The 17975-nt window shown below is 43.8% G+C and carries 14 protein-coding genes; 13 read left to right on the top strand and 1 reads right to left on the bottom strand.

Going from position 1 to position 17975, the window contains the following annotated elements; translation table 11 throughout:
* Positions 1 to 8 precede the first annotated feature (8 nt).
* From MKY63_RS25645 to MKY63_RS25590, 12 genes are all read left to right on the top strand, one after another.
* On the top strand, positions 9 to 1190 hold the full coding sequence (locus MKY63_RS25645; RefSeq protein WP_036677141.1) for a NupC/NupG family nucleoside CNT transporter: 1182 nt from the start codon (positions 9 to 11) through the stop codon (positions 1188 to 1190).
* A 20-nt stretch (positions 1191 to 1210) separates the two neighbouring features.
* Positions 1211 to 2398 (top strand): phosphopentomutase, encoded by a 1188-nt coding sequence (gene deoB / locus MKY63_RS25640; protein ID WP_076274535.1) that lies wholly within the window; start codon positions 1211 to 1213, stop codon positions 2396 to 2398.
* Between the two features lie 375 nt (positions 2399 to 2773).
* Complete coding sequence (gene treC, locus MKY63_RS25635) at positions 2774 to 4477, top strand: alpha,alpha-phosphotrehalase (RefSeq protein WP_076274536.1); 1704 nt, start codon at positions 2774 to 2776, stop codon at positions 4475 to 4477.
* Positions 4478 to 4527: 50 nt separating this feature from the next.
* Positions 4528 to 6498 (top strand): PTS system trehalose-specific EIIBC component, encoded by a 1971-nt coding sequence (treP, locus tag MKY63_RS25630; RefSeq protein ID WP_076272597.1) that lies wholly within the window; start codon positions 4528 to 4530, stop codon positions 6496 to 6498.
* A 164-nt stretch (positions 6499 to 6662) separates the two neighbouring features.
* A complete protein-coding gene (treR, locus tag MKY63_RS25625) occupies positions 6663 to 7382 on the top strand; it encodes a trehalose operon repressor (RefSeq protein ID WP_038571269.1) in 720 nt (239 codons plus the stop codon).
* 643 nt (positions 7383 to 8025) lie between these two features.
* The gene (locus MKY63_RS25620) at positions 8026 to 9843 is read left to right on the top strand and encodes a glycosyltransferase (protein ID WP_081389269.1); all 1818 of its coding nucleotides are present in this window, start codon (positions 8026 to 8028) and stop codon (positions 9841 to 9843) included.
* A gap of 19 nt (positions 9844 to 9862) precedes the next feature.
* On the top strand, positions 9863 to 12124 hold the full coding sequence (locus MKY63_RS25615) for an exosporium glycoprotein BclB-related protein (protein WP_076274537.1): 2262 nt from the start codon (positions 9863 to 9865) through the stop codon (positions 12122 to 12124).
* A gap of 53 nt (positions 12125 to 12177) precedes the next feature.
* The gene (locus MKY63_RS25610) at positions 12178 to 14007 is read left to right on the top strand and encodes a fibronectin type III domain-containing protein (RefSeq protein WP_076316434.1); all 1830 of its coding nucleotides are present in this window, start codon (positions 12178 to 12180) and stop codon (positions 14005 to 14007) included.
* Positions 14008 to 14167: 160 nt separating this feature from the next.
* Positions 14168 to 15178: a phosphotransferase gene (locus MKY63_RS25605; RefSeq protein WP_076296639.1), complete on the top strand. Its 1011-nt coding sequence runs from the start codon at positions 14168 to 14170 to the stop codon at positions 15176 to 15178.
* Between the two features lie 137 nt (positions 15179 to 15315).
* Positions 15316 to 15903 carry a DUF1349 domain-containing protein gene (locus MKY63_RS25600; RefSeq protein ID WP_076099164.1) on the top strand — a complete coding sequence of 196 codons (588 nt, stop codon included), beginning with the start codon at positions 15316 to 15318 and terminating at the stop codon, positions 15901 to 15903.
* A 160-nt stretch (positions 15904 to 16063) separates the two neighbouring features.
* Positions 16064 to 16327, top strand: a complete 264-nt coding sequence (locus tag MKY63_RS25595; protein WP_051490957.1) for a hypothetical protein — start codon at positions 16064 to 16066, stop codon at positions 16325 to 16327.
* 128 nt (positions 16328 to 16455) lie between these two features.
* Positions 16456 to 16647, top strand: coding sequence for a hypothetical protein (locus MKY63_RS25590; protein WP_036677120.1), 192 nt, complete (start codon positions 16456 to 16458; stop codon positions 16645 to 16647).
* A 93-nt stretch (positions 16648 to 16740) separates the two neighbouring features.
* On the opposite strand, the gene MKY63_RS25585 is transcribed toward MKY63_RS25590, so the two are convergent.
* The gene (locus MKY63_RS25585; protein ID WP_038571275.1) at positions 16741 to 17553 is read right to left on the bottom strand and encodes a class I SAM-dependent methyltransferase; all 813 of its coding nucleotides are present in this window, start codon (positions 17551 to 17553) and stop codon (positions 16741 to 16743) included.
* A gap of 224 nt (positions 17554 to 17777) precedes the next feature.
* Here MKY63_RS25585 and MKY63_RS25580 point away from each other — a divergent pair, with 224 nt between their 5' ends.
* Positions 17778 to 17921 (top strand): hypothetical protein, encoded by a 144-nt coding sequence (locus tag MKY63_RS25580; protein ID WP_176462520.1) that lies wholly within the window; start codon positions 17778 to 17780, stop codon positions 17919 to 17921.
* The last annotated feature ends 54 nt before the right edge of the window (positions 17922 to 17975 follow it).

The following is a 17975-nucleotide window of genomic DNA, read 5'->3' as shown; positions in this document are numbered from 1 at the left end:
GGCTAAAAATGCATTATCTAATTTCTATTGCTGGTCTGGTTATTGTTCTATTACTGGCATGGCTAGGAAGTAACAATAAGAAAAAGATTAAATATCGTCCAATCATTGTAATGATTGCTATTCAGATAGGTTTGGGATTAATTATCCTAAAAACGAGCATTGGAGAATTTTTGATTAAAGGGTTTGCTGATAGTTTTGCAAAATTACTTGGATACGCCAATGAAGGTACTGACTTTGTGTTTGGCGGGATTGCAAATGAAGGGGCGCATACATTTTTCCTTTATGTTTTGATGCCCATTGTTTTTATGTCAGCATTGATAGGGATTTTGCAACATTACAAAATACTGCCATTCATTATAAAGTATATTGGACTGGTACTGAGTAAAATAAATGGCATGGGTAAATTGGAATCTTATAATGCAGTTGCAGCCGCAATTGTCGGACAAAATGAAGTGTTTATTTCAGTGAAAAACCAGCTTGGACTATTGCCGAAACATCGCTTGTATACATTATGTGCGTCTGCAATGTCTACGGTATCCATGTCAATCGTTGGTTCCTATATGACGATGCTAGAACCTCGGTATGTAGTAGCTGCATTGATATTGAACCTATTTGGCGGATTTATCATTTCATCCATCATTAATCCGTATGAAGTTACACCTGAAGAAGATATTGTTGAAGTTCAGGTAGAAGAAAAACAAACGTTTTTTGAAATGCTGGGCGAATATATTATGGATGGCTTTAAAGTAGCCATAGTAGTTGGGGTAATGTTAGTTGGTTTTGTGGGAATCATTGCTTTGATTAACGGGGTCTTCAGTGGCATATTCGGAATCTCGTTCCAAGGAGTGTTAGGCTACGTCTTTGCACCCATCGCCTTTCTTATCGGTGTGCCATGGCATGAAGCTGTTGAGGCCGGTAGTATTATGGCGACAAAGCTTGTTGCGAATGAATTCGTTGCTATGCTTGACTTTGTTAAGATTCAAGAAGGTTTAAGTGGCCGTACTACAGCCATTGTCTCCGTTTTTCTAATCTCATTTGCTAACTTTGGGTCGATTGGTACCATTGTGGGTGCAGTGAAGGGATTGAATGAAAAGCAAGGGAATATCGTCGCACGATTTGGATTAAAGCTGTTATTTGGCGCCACACTTGTAAGCGTTTTATCAGCTTTGATTATCGGTATCATATTCTAGTTGTAGCAAGGAGTATTAACATGAAACAAACACCCCGGTTTAAGCGGATTTTCGTCATCGTTATGGATTCTGTAGGCATTGGTGAAGCTCCAGATGCTGAAAAGTTTGGGGATGCAGGATCACATACATTACGGCATATTGCAGAAAAAATGAATGGGCTACATGTTCCTGCGTTATCCAAGCTAGGGTTAAGTCATATTGACCCAATACCCGGAGTTCCCAAAGTAGAGCGCCCTTTAGCTTATTGGACCAAAATGCAGGAAGCTTCTAATGGAAAGGATACGATGACAGGTCACTGGGAAATCATGGGCCTACGAATTGACGTTCCTTTCAAAGTGTTTCCTGAAGGATTTCCTTATGAATTAATTAATGAATTAGAAGAAAGAACAGGACGAAAGGTGATTGGGAATAAACCCGCTAGTGGCACAGCTATTCTCGATGAGCTTGGACAAGAGCATATGAACACAGGTGCACTCATTGTCTATACTTCAGCAGATTCCGTGATTCAGATTGCGGCTCATGAAGAGGTTATTCCTTTAGAAGAACTGTATCAAATCTGCGAGATTACCAGAGAGATTACTTTACGTGAGGAGTACATGCTAGGCAGAGTGATTGCTAGACCATTCCTCGGGCAGCCCGGAAATTTCAAAAGAACATCGAACCGTCATGATTATGCCTTGAAGCCTTATGGAAGAACCGTGATGAATGAGCTCAAGGATGCCGGGTTCGATGTACTAGCGATTGGCAAGATCTCAGATATATACGATGGGGAGGGTGTCACCAAGTCTTTGCGTACAGTGTCTAACATGGATGGCATGGATAAACTTTTGGAGACCCTTCATACTGATTTTACAGGACTTAGTTTCTTGAATCTTGTTGATTTTGATGCACTTTATGGCCATCGTAGAGATCCGATCGGGTATGGGAAAGCGCTAGAAGGATTTGACGATCGATTACATGAAGTTCTAGCGGAGCTATGTGAAGATGATCTTCTTATAATTACGGCAGACCATGGGAATGATCCCATTCATGCGGGCACGGATCACACCCGTGAATATGTTCCTTTACTCCTCTACAGTAAGAGTTTCAATCGACAAGGTGAGTTGCCTATATCGAAGACTTTTTCGGATATTGGAGCAACAGTTGCTGATAACTTTGTTGTGACCATGCCCCAATTTGGTCAGAGTCTCCTACAGGAGCTTAAATAAACTTAATTTGAATAGACACTTTGAATAGAAACAGGGTACCTAACTTGTATTAGTAAAAGGTATCCTGTTTGTTTTTTTATCTACATATCTTCGTATCTAAAAAGCTGCCGAGTAAGCGGCTTTTTTTGTTATTACGGATCAATTATTAGGGTAATAATCAATTATTAAAGGGGTTAATTTTATAGCCACCTGTCGTTAATCCTTTTTTCGATGAATCGCATTCTAATACAACGTTATAAATAATCTAGTTTCTACTCATGCCACTCCTTCGATAGTAATAGTGTTGACAACCTGTATATACAGGTTTAAAGTGTTTGAACTTGTATATACAGGTTTAATGGTTGAAATAAAGAATTCTTTTTGGAGGTGTTCAACTTGAGTCAGTCCCAGTATTCGGAATGGTGGCGCCGCTCCACGGTGTATCAGGTGTACCCGAAGAGCTTTAAGGACACTACAGGCAACGGAACAGGAGATATTAAAGGACTTATTGAGAAATTAGATTATTTGCAGAAGCTTGGAATCGATATTGTCTGGTTACAGCCGGTTTATGTTTCGCCGCAACATGATAACGGTTACGATGTAGCAGATTATGAAAATATCAACCCGGATTTCGGTACGATGGAGGATTTTGACGAGCTAGTACAGGAATTGCATAGACGCGAAATGAAGCTAATGATCGATATCGTGGTTAACCATACTTCGACTGAACATGAGTGGTTCAAACAGTCCATTTCAAGCAGGAACAACCCTTACCGTGATTACTATATCTGGAAGGATCCGGCTCCGGACGGGGGCTTACCCAACAACTGGCAGTCGAAGTTCGGGGGTCCTGCCTGGCAGTTCGACGAAACTTCGGGACAATATTATCTTACTCTCTTCGATAAAACCCAGGCGGATCTGAATTGGGAGAATGAGAAGGTACGTAGAGCAGTGAATGATATGATGTTATTCTGGGCTAAAAAGGGTGTCGACGGCTTCCGCATGGATGTAATTAATTTAATCTCCAAAGATCAGCGCTTCCCTAACGATGACGGGAGTGTTCCACCGGGGGATGGACGTAAATTCTATACTGACGGTCCACAGGTCCATGAATACATCAAAGCAATGTATAAAGAGGTGTTTGGTCCGTTTGAGATGGTGACTGTAGGAGAGATGTCCTCAACTACACTGGAGCATTGTATCCGGTACTCAAGTCCCGAAGAGCGGGAATTTTCCATGACCTTCAATTTTCATCATTTAAAAGTCGACTATCCGAATGGACAGAAGTGGGAACTGATGCCTTATGATTTCGAGGCAATGAAACGGTTGTTCTCGCAGTGGCAGACTGGAATGCAGAAAGGCGGAGGCTGGAACGCACTATTTTTTAACAATCATGATCAACCACGTGCCCTTTCCAGATTCACTGATGATAAGGTTTACCGTGTGGAAAGCGCCAAGCTGCTCGCGACAACTCTGCATGGCCTTCAGGGAACACCTTATGTATATCAAGGGGAAGAAATCGGTATGCCGAATCCGGTATGGAAAAGCATCGATGAGTTCCGCGACATTGAGTCACTAAATATGTACCGCATTCTGTGTGAACAGGGGAAAAGCCCGGAGGTTGCTCTCAGCATTCTCCAAGAACGTTCGCGGGACAATTCACGTACGCCGATGCAGTGGGATGACAGCCGGAATGCCGGATTTACCACTGGTACTCCATGGTTGAAGGTAGATGAGCGGTATCCAAACATCAATGTGCAGAAGGAGCTGGAAAATACTGGTTCCATCTTCCACCATTACCGTAAACTGATTGCACTACGCAAGGAATATGAAATATTTATAGAAGGTATTTTCAAGAGACTCGATGAAGGTCATCCCGAAGTATTCGCATACGCCAGAACAGGCGATGAAGAGACACTTGTTGTGGTCTCGAACTTCAGTAGTAAAGAGATCTCTTTCCGCTTTGAAGATAATCACTGGTCTGAATTGTCGCCAAGTGGTAAGGACGAGCTTCTGATTGGGAATACAGCAGATGCACCTAAATTAACACAAAAGCTTCAGCTTAGTCCTTATGCTTCCTACATGTGGTTAGTCCGCTAACGAGGTGTACTTAAGAAGGAGCACACATCAATTTTGTAAGGAGTGAAGATATGGCTATAGACCGCAAAAATGTTGAAGATATTGTACGGGCGGTTGGGGGCAAGGAGAATATTGAAGTTGCGACGCATTGTGTAACCCGGCTGAGATTCTCGCTGTATGACGAGAACAAGGTGGATTCGGAAGCCCTGGACCGTAACGAACTCGTAAAAGGACAATTCTCTACGCAGGGGCAGTTCCAGATCGTTATCGGACCAGGAACTGTAGATAAAGTATACGATGAAATGATTCAGATCACTGGTGGTGCCCGCTCTTCCAAGGATGACGTGAAATCAGCGGCAGCACGGAAACAGAATCCACTGCAGCGGGCGATCAAAACACTGGCTGATATTTTTATTCCGATTCTTCCGGCCATCGTAACCGCAGGTTTGCTGCTTGGGATTAATAATATTTTGACCGGACCTGGTATCTTTTTTGATAGTAAGTCATTGGTAGATGTCTATCCTGCATGGAAAGACATTGCTGCGATTATTAACACGATTGCCAGCACAGCCTTCACCTTTTTACCAGCACTTATCGGTTGGGCAGCTGTTACACGTTTCGGGGGCAGTCCTCTGCTCGGGATCGTGCTAGGTCTCATTCTCGTACACCCGGATCTATTAAGTGCCTACAGTTATGCAAGTGCTTCAACTGAGGGAACCGTTCCGACCTGGAATTTGTTCGGCTGGCATTTGGAGAAGATCGGTTATCAGGGGCAAGTATTGCCTGTACTGGTTTCGGCCTATATTCTGGCTAGACTGGAGAAGTTCCTCAACCGTCGGGTGCTTGATTCCATTAAACTACTGGTCGTTGCTCCAGTGACCCTGCTGGTTACAGGTTTTCTGGCCTTCACCATTATCGGACCGGTTACGTTCGCCATTGCCAATGCTATCACCTCGGGTTTGATCTATGTATTTGATCATTTTGCGCTCCTTGGTGGTTTGATCTATGGTGGATTCTATGCACTTCTGGTCATCACTGGGATGCATCATACTTTCCTGGCAGTCGATGTACAGCTCATCGGCAGTGAGGGGGGCACCTTCCTCTGGCCGATGCTGGCGCTCTCCAATATTGCACAAGGCGCTGCGGCACTGGCGATGATGTTCGTTGTTAGAGAACAAAAGGCAAAAGGTTTGGCAGCTACGTCTTCCGTCTCTGCATTCCTCGGCGTGACTGAACCGGCAATCTTTGGGGTGAATATCCGCTATCGCTACCCTTTCATCTTCGGGATGATCGGCTCAGCAATTGCCGGTATGCTCCTTACCGTTAACCAGGTTCGCGCTTCATCCATTGGCGTAGGGGGAATTCCCGGTTTCCTTTCGATTTTCCCGAACCAGTGGGGCGTATTCTTTATAGGTATGGTTATTGTTCTCGTTGTGCCATTTGCCGCCACAGTATTGTACGGACGTTCTGTAGTGGGTCGTTCCGAAAAGAACACAGCTACAGAGGCTTCTAGTACTACGAGCGAACCAGAGGAATTGAGCAGCCGTCATTCAGTTCAAGGGTCACAGGAATCAGTTAATATTCTGGAGCTTGTCTCCCCGCTTAGTGGAACTGCAGTATCGCTAGAACAGGTACCCGATCCTGCCTTTGCTGAAAAGCAAATGGGTGAGGGAATTGCAATCGAACCTTCTGAGGGGAAAGTATATGCTCCCTTTGATGCTACAGTAGCTCATGTGATTAAGAGCAAACATGCGCTTATACTGGAGCATGCCAGCGGTGTTCAGGTATTAATCCACGTTGGAATTAACACGGTGGCGCTTAAAGGTAGCGGTTTTACCAGCCTGAAGAATATTGGTGATAAGGTGCAGGCAGGCGAGCTTCTACTAGAATTTGATATGGAAGCTATCCGCGCAGCAGGTTACCCGGTGATTACTCCAATCATCATTCCTGCAGGTCAGGAGATGGTCGAGAAGATTGAAGAGAAGACCGGACCAGCTACGGCCAAACAAACAAGCGTCTTGACTATTCATCTCAAGGGTTGATAAAGGCTATATTGGCAAAGACTTTATACTATAGAAAGACAGCCCCTTGGGGGCTGTTTTTCTATAAATATAAGAATTTATATGTTCAACGCTATGAATTCCCCTCCAATTGAATCGATGCTTCCAAAGGCATGACGTGATACAATAAAGGGCGGTGATCAAAATTGAGAGAAAATAAATATTTGCAAATTTATAATGAATACAGCAACCAAATCCATTCTGGACAACTGCTGCCGGGAACCAAGCTGCCTTCCGAAAGTGAACTCGCCGAAGCTTACGCCACTTCACGAGAGACCGTGCGCAAAGCGCTGAATCTACTTTTCCGAGAAGGATATATTCACAAAATTAAGGGAAGAGGCTCCTTTGTGCTTGACATGACCCGAATGGATTTCCCCGTTACCGGTTTGATTTCATTTAAAGAGATGGCCGATACACTGGGTACTGCCTCGCGGACACTGGTAGAGCGGACGATACAAGAGCCGGCAGGCTCCGCTCTCGCCAGACATCTGCAGATTCCACCTGAAACTCTGGTTTGGAAGGTTGTTCGTGCCAGAGAGATTGAAGGTGAACGGATCATTTTGGATAAGGATTATTTTCGTGCGGATATCGTTTCCTTCCTGAGTGCGGAAATCGCCGAGGGCTCAATCTATGAATATCTGGAGCTGGAATTGGGCCTTAAGATCAGTTATGCGAAGAAGCTGATATCTGTTGAACCTTCCACAGAGGAGGATCATAGACTGCTCGATTTGAAGAATTTTACGCATATTGTAGTAGTACGAAACTATGTTTATTTGGAGAACACGGTGCTTTACCAATATACCGAGTCTAGACACCGGCTGGATAAATTTCAGTTTGTGGATTTTGCTCGGAGGGTGAGACGATAAGCTAATCAGAGGGTGTCCCAGTTTGGGATACCCTTTTTTTTATGAGAGTTTCCTGAGAAAAAATACAATCCGAATATGAAATATGAAATCTCTATCCATTTCAATCATTATCAGGTGTGTTGGAGTTATATAGCCAATACTGTGCAAATTTTCGATTCAAGAGCGCTTTAGAGGTTCATTCTCACCGTTCGCAAAAACGATATATTAAGAAAAAAACTGCCCTCAGAGGCAGTTTTTTTCTGTAAGACGATCGAATGTTGAATCTCAATAGGAACAGATAAATGATTAACGACTCATGTAAAACCCATTAAATACCATATTGTCATATGACAAAAGTGATGACAACCCACACTATTTAAATGTTCTTTATACATATATATTGTTGGAATATGGAAACAGCGATACCTTCGTTGCCAGTCGTAACAAATACGGTATACGTTGCATGCCGGAATTAGTAGGTGGAAATTTCCTGCATTCTGTAAAAATTATTTATTGCATTAATAGAGCAGAGTTGCATACCCGGCTGTCTTTTTAAGCTTATCATTATTTGTGAAACTGGCTAATAGCAACTTTGGTTGTCTTGAATGCAACGCTAATAGAATGGTAGATTTAGGGAAAATGTCGAATATAGGAGGAAAAGCGATTGAATATTAGCATTATATTGTTGGCTCAGCACTTTAACCTGACCGTACAATGTCTGGATCGGATTAAGAAATATACGTCTATGTCCTATGAGCTGATTGTCGTCTCGGATAACGAATCTGCCGAAGTGTCGAATTACCTTGCGTATGAATACGGCGTTCATGTCATTCATAGCCGGAGCAAAGGGGTTGCAGCAGCATTCAATCTGGGCGCGGTGTCATCTTCGGGAGATCATCTTGTATTCATCCGCGATCAGATTATGGTTAACGAGGGATGGTTAGAACAGTTGTCGGGCTGTCTGGACCATCATTCCAATGCTGCAATCGTGGGTCCGAGGATGAATGATGTTAGCGGCGCTCAACGGATTCCGATTGTATATCAGAACATGGAGCAACTCTATCAGTCGTCATCGATGCTTTCCATCGGGAAATCAATGTCTTGGACCCGGGTTCCTAGACTTGTCAGTTTACTAATGATGATACCCCGTCGCTACTTTGAGCAGATCGGGTCCTTTGATGAGCGATTTGAGGTCGAATCTTACGAGGATGACGATCTGTGTTATCGCACGTTATCTATGAACCTGGATATTTACATAGCCGAAGGATGCGTAGTCTTCCGGAATGAACCTCCTTCAGTAGATCCCAATGATCCTGATTGGTACAATAACCGATTAATCTTAAATCGTGCTATGGCCATAAGCAAGTGGGGATTCGATTTAACTTCTTCCTTGTATAGTGGCACAAGGAAAGTCACTGTCAGCCTATGCATGATCGTAAAAAACGAAGAGTACACCTTAGGGCGTTGTTTATCCAGCGTGAGGGAGCTTGTCGATGAGATCATTATTGTGGATACAGGTTCGAGTGATGGAACCAAAGAGCTCGCGACATCTTATGGAGCACGGGTTTATGATTTCGAATGGGTGAACGATTTCTCCAAAGCAAGAAATTATGCCTTCAGTCTCGCTACTCAAGAGTACCTGCTGTGGTTGGATGCGGACGATTATCTGCAGTTAGAGGATGCAAAGGCTCTCCAGTCCATCGTATCCGATCTACCATGGGATATCGATGCTGTATCGATGCATTATTATCTCGACCGTGACAAAGACGGAAGTGTAACTTCGAGCTTGAGACGTAATCGCCTTCTAAGACGAAATTGTGAATTCCGTTGGATTGGAGTCGTTCATGAGTACCTTGAGGTCGCAGGCAATGTGTTCTATGCCGAGTTAGGCATAACACATGATCGAAAGCATACGCAGTCCTCGCGTAATCTTCTCATCTATGAGGGGATGTTGAAAGCGCAAACGAGGTTCACTCCGCGGGATTTATTTTATTATGCCAACGAGCTATACGATCACGGCCAATGGCAGCGAGCGATAGAGCAATACGATGCCTTCATTGCCATGCCGAATGGCTGGTTGGAGGACAAGCTACTTGCGAGTCGGCGTGCCGGAGATGCATTGTCACAATTAGGTCTCTTTCAAGAAGCCAAGCTTAAAGTACTTCAAGCTTTTGCCTTGTCGCCTCCCCGAGCCGAAGCCTGTTGTCAATTAGGGTCTTATGAGCTAATCGAACAACGGTTCGAGAATGCTGCTTTTTGGTACAAGCTAGCCACGGAAGTACCAAAGCCGACTGAGCCTAACGCTAGAGTAGACCTTCCGGCATGGACGTGGCTGCCGCATTTGCAATTATGCGTCTGTTACGATCGCTTAGGACAATACGAACAAGCGCATTATCACAATGAGATAGCTGGGGGCTATGTACCGGATTATCCGAGCGTCATGGTTAATCGCGATTATTTGAAGCAATACATAACTTTATAAATTTGAGGGGGATTTAGTAATGGCAAGATTAAAGAGGACGAAGGCAAGTGGCAAGAAAAGTGGCAAGCAGTTAGCTTACAAGAGCTCAATGGCATTTATTCTGATGAGTCAATTGATTGCGCCCTTGAGTCCTGCTTATAGCAGTATTCTGCCCCGGGCAAGCGCAGCAGCTTACAGTGATGTCGATTCTACCTCATGGGCATATCAGTATATCACTAAAGCTTCCGCGCTTGGGGTAATCGAAGGAGACGGTTCCGGAAACTTTAGCCCTAACCGACCAGTCACGAATCAGGAAGCGGTTGTTATGGTGCTCAGGTTCATGGGATATGAGCAACCTAAGGCTATTAGCGGCAGCCTGCCATTCACCGTAGATTCTTGGGCTACTGTTTGGATTCAGCAAGCGATTGACATTGGCCTCGTGATTCCAAGCGAGGAAGTGAGACCCAACACCGTCATCTGGGGAAAAGAGCAAGCAAGTCGAGAGTGGATAACACGTCTAATTATTCGTGCTGCAGGCAAAGAATCCGAAGCTATCGAGTTTAGGGATAGCGACATAGGTTTCTCGGATGCATCAGACGCATCGGACTGGGCAGCAGGCTACATTAATGCCGCAGTTAACCGCAAGGTCATATCTGGCTTCCCTAATAATACTTTCAAGCCTAAGCAGACGGCTACTCGCGCCGAGTTTGCAGCTATCTTGTCTAAGACTGAAATATTTGCGAGCAAGGTATCCGATCGGATTATCCATGGCTCTGTCGTCTCGATGTCCAAAAATTCGATCGAACTCTTAAGCAGCAGCGATCAGACAGAGAAGTTCGAAATCAATAGCAAATCTGTTCTGTTCGGGGACAATGGCAAGGGCGTGTTTCCTGCGGGGTCTTTGGTGACGCTTATTCATAATGGAGGAATGGCATCCTTCGTTGAAGTGTTGGGATTAGGGGCTGTAGGCCAGACTAGTTCGAAAGGGGAAAAAGGAGACACAGGTGCTACCGGCCCAGCGGGTCAAAATGGGGCATCTGGTTCAAGTGGACCGCAAGGTGTCACTGGTGCAACCGGAGCTGTCGGGGCAATTGGGGTTGTTGGAGCTACTGGCGCAACTGGAGCTACTGGGGCTACTGGTGCTGTCGGAGCTACTGGGGCTGTTGGAGCTACTGGCGCAACTGGAGCAACTGGTGCTGTCGGGGCTACTGGGGCTGTTGGAGCTACTGGCGCAACTGGAGCAGCTGGTGCTGTCGGGGCTACTGGAGCAGCCGGAGCAAATGGGGCAACTGGTGCCACGGGTGCTAACGGTGCAACTGGCGCTAATGGAGCGATGGGGTCAACTGGCGTAACGGGTGCACAGGGTATTCAAGGGATAACCGGTGCTCCCGGATCGACTGGCGCAACTGGCATTGGTCTTGATAGCATTGCTCCGTTCAATTCAGCGACTTCCTATCATGCAGGACAAGTCGTTACTTATTTAGGAAGTATCTACATCGTTACTATAAACAACCCATCTGGAGTACCTTCTGATATAAATAACGACTTTACCCTGCTTGTCTCTAAAGGTGAAACCGGAGCTACCGGGGCACAAGGAGTTCAGGGAATTCAAGGCGTAATTGGCGATACAGGCGCACAAGGAGTTCAAGGGGTGACTGGAACTAGCGGAGCTACAGGTGCAATAGGAGTTCAAGGAGTAACTGGCGCAACCGGAGCTACGGGAGTACAAGGAATTCAAGGGGTAACCGGAGCTACCGGGGCATCTGGCGCATCAACTATAATTCCATTCTCTTCCGGATCACCAATTACTGTAACAACAATCGTCGGGGGATTAAAAGGTACAGTTGCGATGCTTGGATTTGGCAGTTCGTACTCAGGAGCTAGTATAGTAGGTGGAAAAATAGATTTAACCAGAAGTAATGGTTCTGATCCTACAAAAGATCCGTACAACCAAGCGTTTATCGTTCCACGTAATGGTACGATCACTTCAATATATGCTTTTTTCAGCCCAACTTTAGCGTTTTCTTTAATAGGCACGACCATAAACGTTCAAGCAGAAATATATAAAGCGGATAGTAATAGCAACAGTTTTACACCTATTATTGGTTCAGCAGTATCCTTGGCGCCTAGTTTGACAGGAATAATTTCTATTGGATCTACTAGTGACGGATCAGTCAAAGGCATAAATACGGCTGTTCAGGCTGGCGATCGCTTAATGTTAGTGTTCTCTTCGACGGCTTCCGGTCTAAGCTTGATAAATACTGTAACAGGTTATGCCAGCGCCGGAATTGAGATTAAGTAATTCAAGATTTGAGGTAGGAACCATCCATTTTATTTGATAGGAAGTGATTAAAAATGGCAAGGAAGCTATTTCCGATAAAAAAATTGAGCTTAATGTTGGTGTTAGTTCTTATATTTCCATCCGTCATTCAATTCCCGTCTGTAGGAGATGCAAAAGGATGCTCTTTTGAACAAGTAAAGCTATTGGCTGCACCAGCGAATCTGGCAGTCAGCGATTCAACCTCCACAAGCATTCGCCTTACCTGGGATGCCGTAGAGGGAACCTCTAACACGGATGTGAGTTATAAGGTAAATCTAATGGAGTCTACCAATCCTAGCGTAACCGATGTGGTCTATACCTTCGATTCAGGCGAATTAACGGAGTATACGGTGAAGGGATTGGTTTCCGACCGGAGCTATACATTTACGGTCCAAGCCGTAAACATATCCGGACCCGTGTCAAAAACAAGTCCACCTTTAACCGCAAGTACGCTTCCAGCGGAAGCGTACCCACCAACAACGAAGGAAGAGGAACTCCCTCTAGCCGATCAAGAATCACCGAGTACGCCCGAGCTAACTCTTTTCAGTCGCACATCAGATAGCATTAGCTTGGCATGGACTTCATCCGAGGATAATGTCGGAGTTGCGGAATATGTTCTATATAAGGACTCTGATCTGTTGGCAGAAGTAACAGTTAGCACAACGGTCTACACGGCCGTCGACTTGAAGGCTGGACAGGAGTATACCTTTGTAGTACAAGCTATAGACGAAGCAGGGAAAAAATCAGCAATTAGTAACGAGTTGAAGGTTAGTACACTTGATGTTGTAAGTAATGTTGGTCCCATTATGAGCATGGGCAACGGGAATTCCTTTCATACATTGACTGTACAGCCGGATGGTACCGTATGGGCTTGGGGCAATAATAGGATGGGCCAGCTCGGTGATAGCACAACCATTGCTCGTAATAAGCCTGTGCGAATTGTTGGCTTGCCGGAGATAAGCGCCACATCCGTTGGACAAGACCATTCCATCGCGCTCGCGACGGACGGAACGATTTGGACATGGGGAAGCAATAGCGTGGGCCAGCTGGGTAATGGTACGTCGGCGCCCCAGCTTGTGCCGCAGCAAGTGACTGGATTAGTGAATGTCATAGCGGTTCAAGCAGGTGAGCAGCATTCGTTAGCGTTGTTGTCCGATGGAACGGTGTGGGCATGGGGACTTAACACATATGGTCAGCTTGGAGATGGAACCACCGAGGATAGTGCATTACCGGTGCAGGTTGCAGGTTTGGACTCAATCGCATCGATCTCAGCCGGAGCCTTTCATAATCTAGCGGTTAGCCACGATGGTCAGGTTTATGCATGGGGGTTCAATGCCTACGGTCAGCTCGGAGATAACACAAAAATCGACCACGTGACCCCAGTGCAGGTTGCTGAGTTAAGCAGCGTTACTTCCGTATCTGCCGGCTTTTATCACAGCATGGCAGTGAAAAAGGACGGAACCGTATGGAGCTGGGGAACGAACGTTAAGGGAATCTTGGGGGATGGGACAACCGAAGATCATTATACTCCCGTTCAAGCCTTGGATCTTGGTTCAGTTATCAGTGTATCCGCTGGCGCCTTGCATAGCATGGCTCTGAAAAGCGATGGAAACGTATGGTTATGGGGAGCGAACAATGAGGGCCAGCTCGGTGGTAGTGCTGAGTCGGAGCGTTCCCTCGCTTCTAAGCTCAACATTGGCAGTCGTATCGTCGCTATTAGTGCAGGTTATATGAGCGGCGGTGCGGTTAGTGAGGAGGGGACCTTGCTGACCTGGGGGTATAATGGGTTAGCTCAGCTTGGTGATGGCACTTATACTAATGTCATAGAACCTGTTGCAATTTCGCTTGTAGAAGAATCTTATTAGATTTGAAGAGTAGGGAATTTCATGCCTAAATGGAATGAATTCCCTATTTTTATAGGTGAGTCAAAAAGAGAAAACTCTTTTCATATTCATACTTTATTATTACAGCTATCCGTCTAGACTGTTAAAATGATGGAAGTATGGTAGACAAAGGAGATAAGCAATGAATAACGGTTTTCAGATCAATACTGAGGAGAATCGACTCCGAACTCTGAGACAAGTAAAGCAAGCGGCCTTTCATGCTTTGCAGGAATACGAAATAGACTGGAACTCCATTCACTTTATTCAAGTATCCGAACATGTCACCTTCCGCATTGTAAGCGAAGTGGGGGAACAGTTCTTGCTCCGTATTCACCCGAATAACAAACAACGCGAAGGAACCATTTCAGAAATAGAGTGGTTGTTCGCATTGAAGAGTAAGGGCCTCATCTTGCCCGAAGCTGTAATCAATCGTGAAGGGGCCTTTATTACGGAAACGTCGGTGTGTGACGGACAACGGTTTTATTCGAGCTTAATGAGATGGGTCGAGGGAAAGCATGTAGACAAAAGCGAACTAACGGAGGAAGGCATCCGTAAAACAGGATCATTGATGGCAAAGCTTCATGAGGCCAGCTCTGATTTTAGTCCTTCCAGCGGCTTTACTCGTCCTTCTTGGGGTGCACTGAGCTTTAAACGGGACTGGGATCACCTAAGTCTACATCGCAAACATTTCATATCGGATGAGGGTTTTAAGTTGTATTCCGTAGCTGCCACTAAAGTGGCAACATGTCTCGAAACGATCACAAGACATGAACAAAATTATGGGATGATCCACGCGGACTTACATAATGGAAATGTCATTTTTCAGGATAATGAACCGTACCCTATTGATTTTGGCAGGTGTGGCTTCGGCTACCATCTTTACGATATAGCTCAGGCTATTATGGGATTATACCCAACACAAAGAGCTTATTTCGTCGAAGGATATCAGAGAATCAGAAAGCTGGAAGATGAACATATAATGAAGCTAGAGTGCTTCTTAGTCATGGCAATAATCGAAGCCTATAGCTTTCATGCAGAGAATCCGCTAGAGACCGAGGGTTTGATTGAAGAGCAGCCATATGCTCAAGCGATTTTGAGAGCTTATGTGAACGGGACAACCTTTTTATTTAATTCTCTGGATACTTCAATATAAAAGATTAGAAAATGATGTGCGTTATATTCTTCAAATGGTATTATTAGGATGAACTGCTGAAAACTATTTAAATTGTATTTGGAATCTTAGCAATGAAAATGGTTGACAAAACTTTATAAAAAGTGAGGAGTAGAGCAATGAACTTTAATAAAGAACAGCTTTTTTGGATAAATCCAATCAATGATTATTCTATTACAGAAAACAGGATTGAATTTGTAACGATGCCGAATACAGATTTTTGGCAACGAACCTATTATGGTTTTAGAAATGATAATTCACCTGCACTGTTAATGAAAACTGCTGAGAAGTATTTTTCATTTATAGTAAGAACAGATTATGATAGTGCAAATAGATACGAGCAGTGTGGGATAGTCATCTATCAGGACAGTGACAATTGGTTCAAGGCATCGGTAGAATATGAAAATGAGGAATTCCAAAGACTTGGAAGTGTGGTTACAAATCACGGATATTCAGATTGGGCAACAACAGATATCGATGCAAACATTAAAACAATGTATTATAGACTAAGTCGACGTGAAAGTGATTTCTGTATTGAAAGCTCTTTGGATGGAACTACATTTGAACAGATGCGTATTTTTCATTTGTTTGAAGGGAATGAGGAAATAAATTTTGGCTTATATGCTTGTAGCCCAGAGAATTCTTCATTTAAAGGTGTTTTCACGGAAATGGAAATTACTGAGTGTAAGTGGTTGGAGCATAAATAGTCGTTCACACAGCTGAAAGTGAATATTACTCAATAATGGCCTTCCTATAAAGGGAAGGTCTTTTTTTAGTGGAGCGGTTATAAAGTTGTCATCAGTTTCCGATTTCTACATTTACTCATGTGGTAAAATTAAGATAAGTGGATCTTGGGAGGAGAGGACATTGAGTCTTGTGATGATCATTTTGTTACTGTTCTTAAATATTCCAGTATATAGATTTTTGTTTCGTGTGTTCTTCGTGGATAATGATGATTATAACGAATCGATTAGGCATACTTTTACGCCTAACATCATTTCTTTATTCCGGGGAGAGTATTGGAAGGATAGAATGAATACGGCAAGACTTCAGTTTTTTATACTCATTTGCGGTGGGATTGTTGTTTTGGAATACCTTGTTTTGCATAAAATAATTGATATTTTTCGTTAAATAGAACTTCATTTAGAAACTTCTGCTTATGGTGAGCAGGAGTTTTTTTATCTTGCATAAGCACCGCTCTATTATGGAAAACTTATGTAGTGCGAATAAACAGCATGAATCCATTTTGCGAGGTGATAATGATGACAAATCAAGATCCGCAGGAGCTTCTTAAAAGTAAACATAAGCTAGATGAGCAGAAGAGGCAGTTCACAAATTTTGCCCGAAGTGCTTCCGGTCATGGTGAAGTAGAAGCAGGCCAGGAATTCAGTAATGACCGAGTGCCAGATGATCAAAACCGTATGAAATCTGTTGAGAACAGGCAAGATTGATCTTAACAAAGCTATCAAATAAGCCGATCCTTTTCTGGATCGGCTTAGAATAATAATTATTACGTTGTAAGGTTGTTCAATAGGTATCGGATGCTAGAGTTTTCTTGCTTTAATTACAAAAGTTACAGGAAGCATCTTTGCTTTTTTTGCAAAATCGCTTTTATCGTCCCGCGACTGCATAAGTTCATCATCAGATTGCTCAATCATTTGCTCAATAACAAATCCAGCTTTAGAGAGCGCATTCACATAGGTTGATAATTTACGATCCGATAAGGTTAGCGTACTTTCTTCAAGAGATACTGAATACCAAGATTCATCGAAATAACATTTTTTGAAAACAAGCATATCATTTTCTGCAACAACACATTTGTGTATAGGGTGAGACCAGCTGAAAATAAATGATCCATCTTTTTTAAGGTAAGAAGCAATCCGGCTAAAAGTACCCTCAAGGTCTGTTGTCCAGCCTATGGCATAAACCGAATAAACAAAGTCAAAATAATCCTCTGGCAGGCCACATTCTTCTTCCATGGGAGAACAGATCAAATTTGCTGAAAGTCCGTGCGCCGTCAAAAGTTGCCTAGTCTTTTCGATTTGATTCTCTGATATATCCGTACCCCATAGTTCAGATGCATTGCGTTCCCCCAAATATTGCAAAGATTGACCGCTTCCACAGCCTATCTCCAGCAACTTTTTCCCTGAGACATCACCAAAAAGTTGACATTGTTCTTCTGAGACAAATGCTCCATATAAAGGTAGTGCGGTAGCTCCTAAAACATCATTTCCTTTTGTATCCCAAAATAAGCTGTTTGTTTCATGAATAGCATTCGTATTCATATCGACCGAGATGGCGACGCCAACCTCACCCGCGCCTATAACGTTTGTTCTATGACCAGAATTTTTGTCCATGCAGACACCCGCCCCAAATATAGATTATATAAGCCTAAACATATCTCCCGACTTGCGCGTAATCCTAATAACATATATCGAACACGAACAAGCTGAGGTATCAACCATAGAATAATCTACCATTTTTCTGTGAACATATCTACCCAAAATTTTCCATTAAAACTTCCATTTATAATAAAGCATGAATTTCTGTTTCACTCGCAGGGGGAGAAGAATACGTATGAATGGAACGATATATGAATTACGGTCAGGATCAATTTTTCTTGCTGCTCCATTCGCTAGAATGGCGATTCTATCATCAGGACTTATACGAGGTGATCTCAATAAATTATTTTGCCAATCTGGATGCCTATGGGTTTGTTCACTAAATAGCGTAAGTATCCTGGTTGTCCGTTTGGCTGCAGATCAAGCGACGTTAAAGT

This window comes from Paenibacillus sp. FSL R7-0189 (genome assembly GCF_037969925.1).
In the GTDB taxonomy this organism is placed as follows: domain Bacteria; phylum Bacillota; class Bacilli; order Paenibacillales; family Paenibacillaceae; genus Paenibacillus_AQ; species Paenibacillus_AQ odorifer.
The sequence above is the reverse complement of the archived record's forward strand: the minus strand, read 5'-3'. Positions and strand labels throughout refer to the sequence as shown.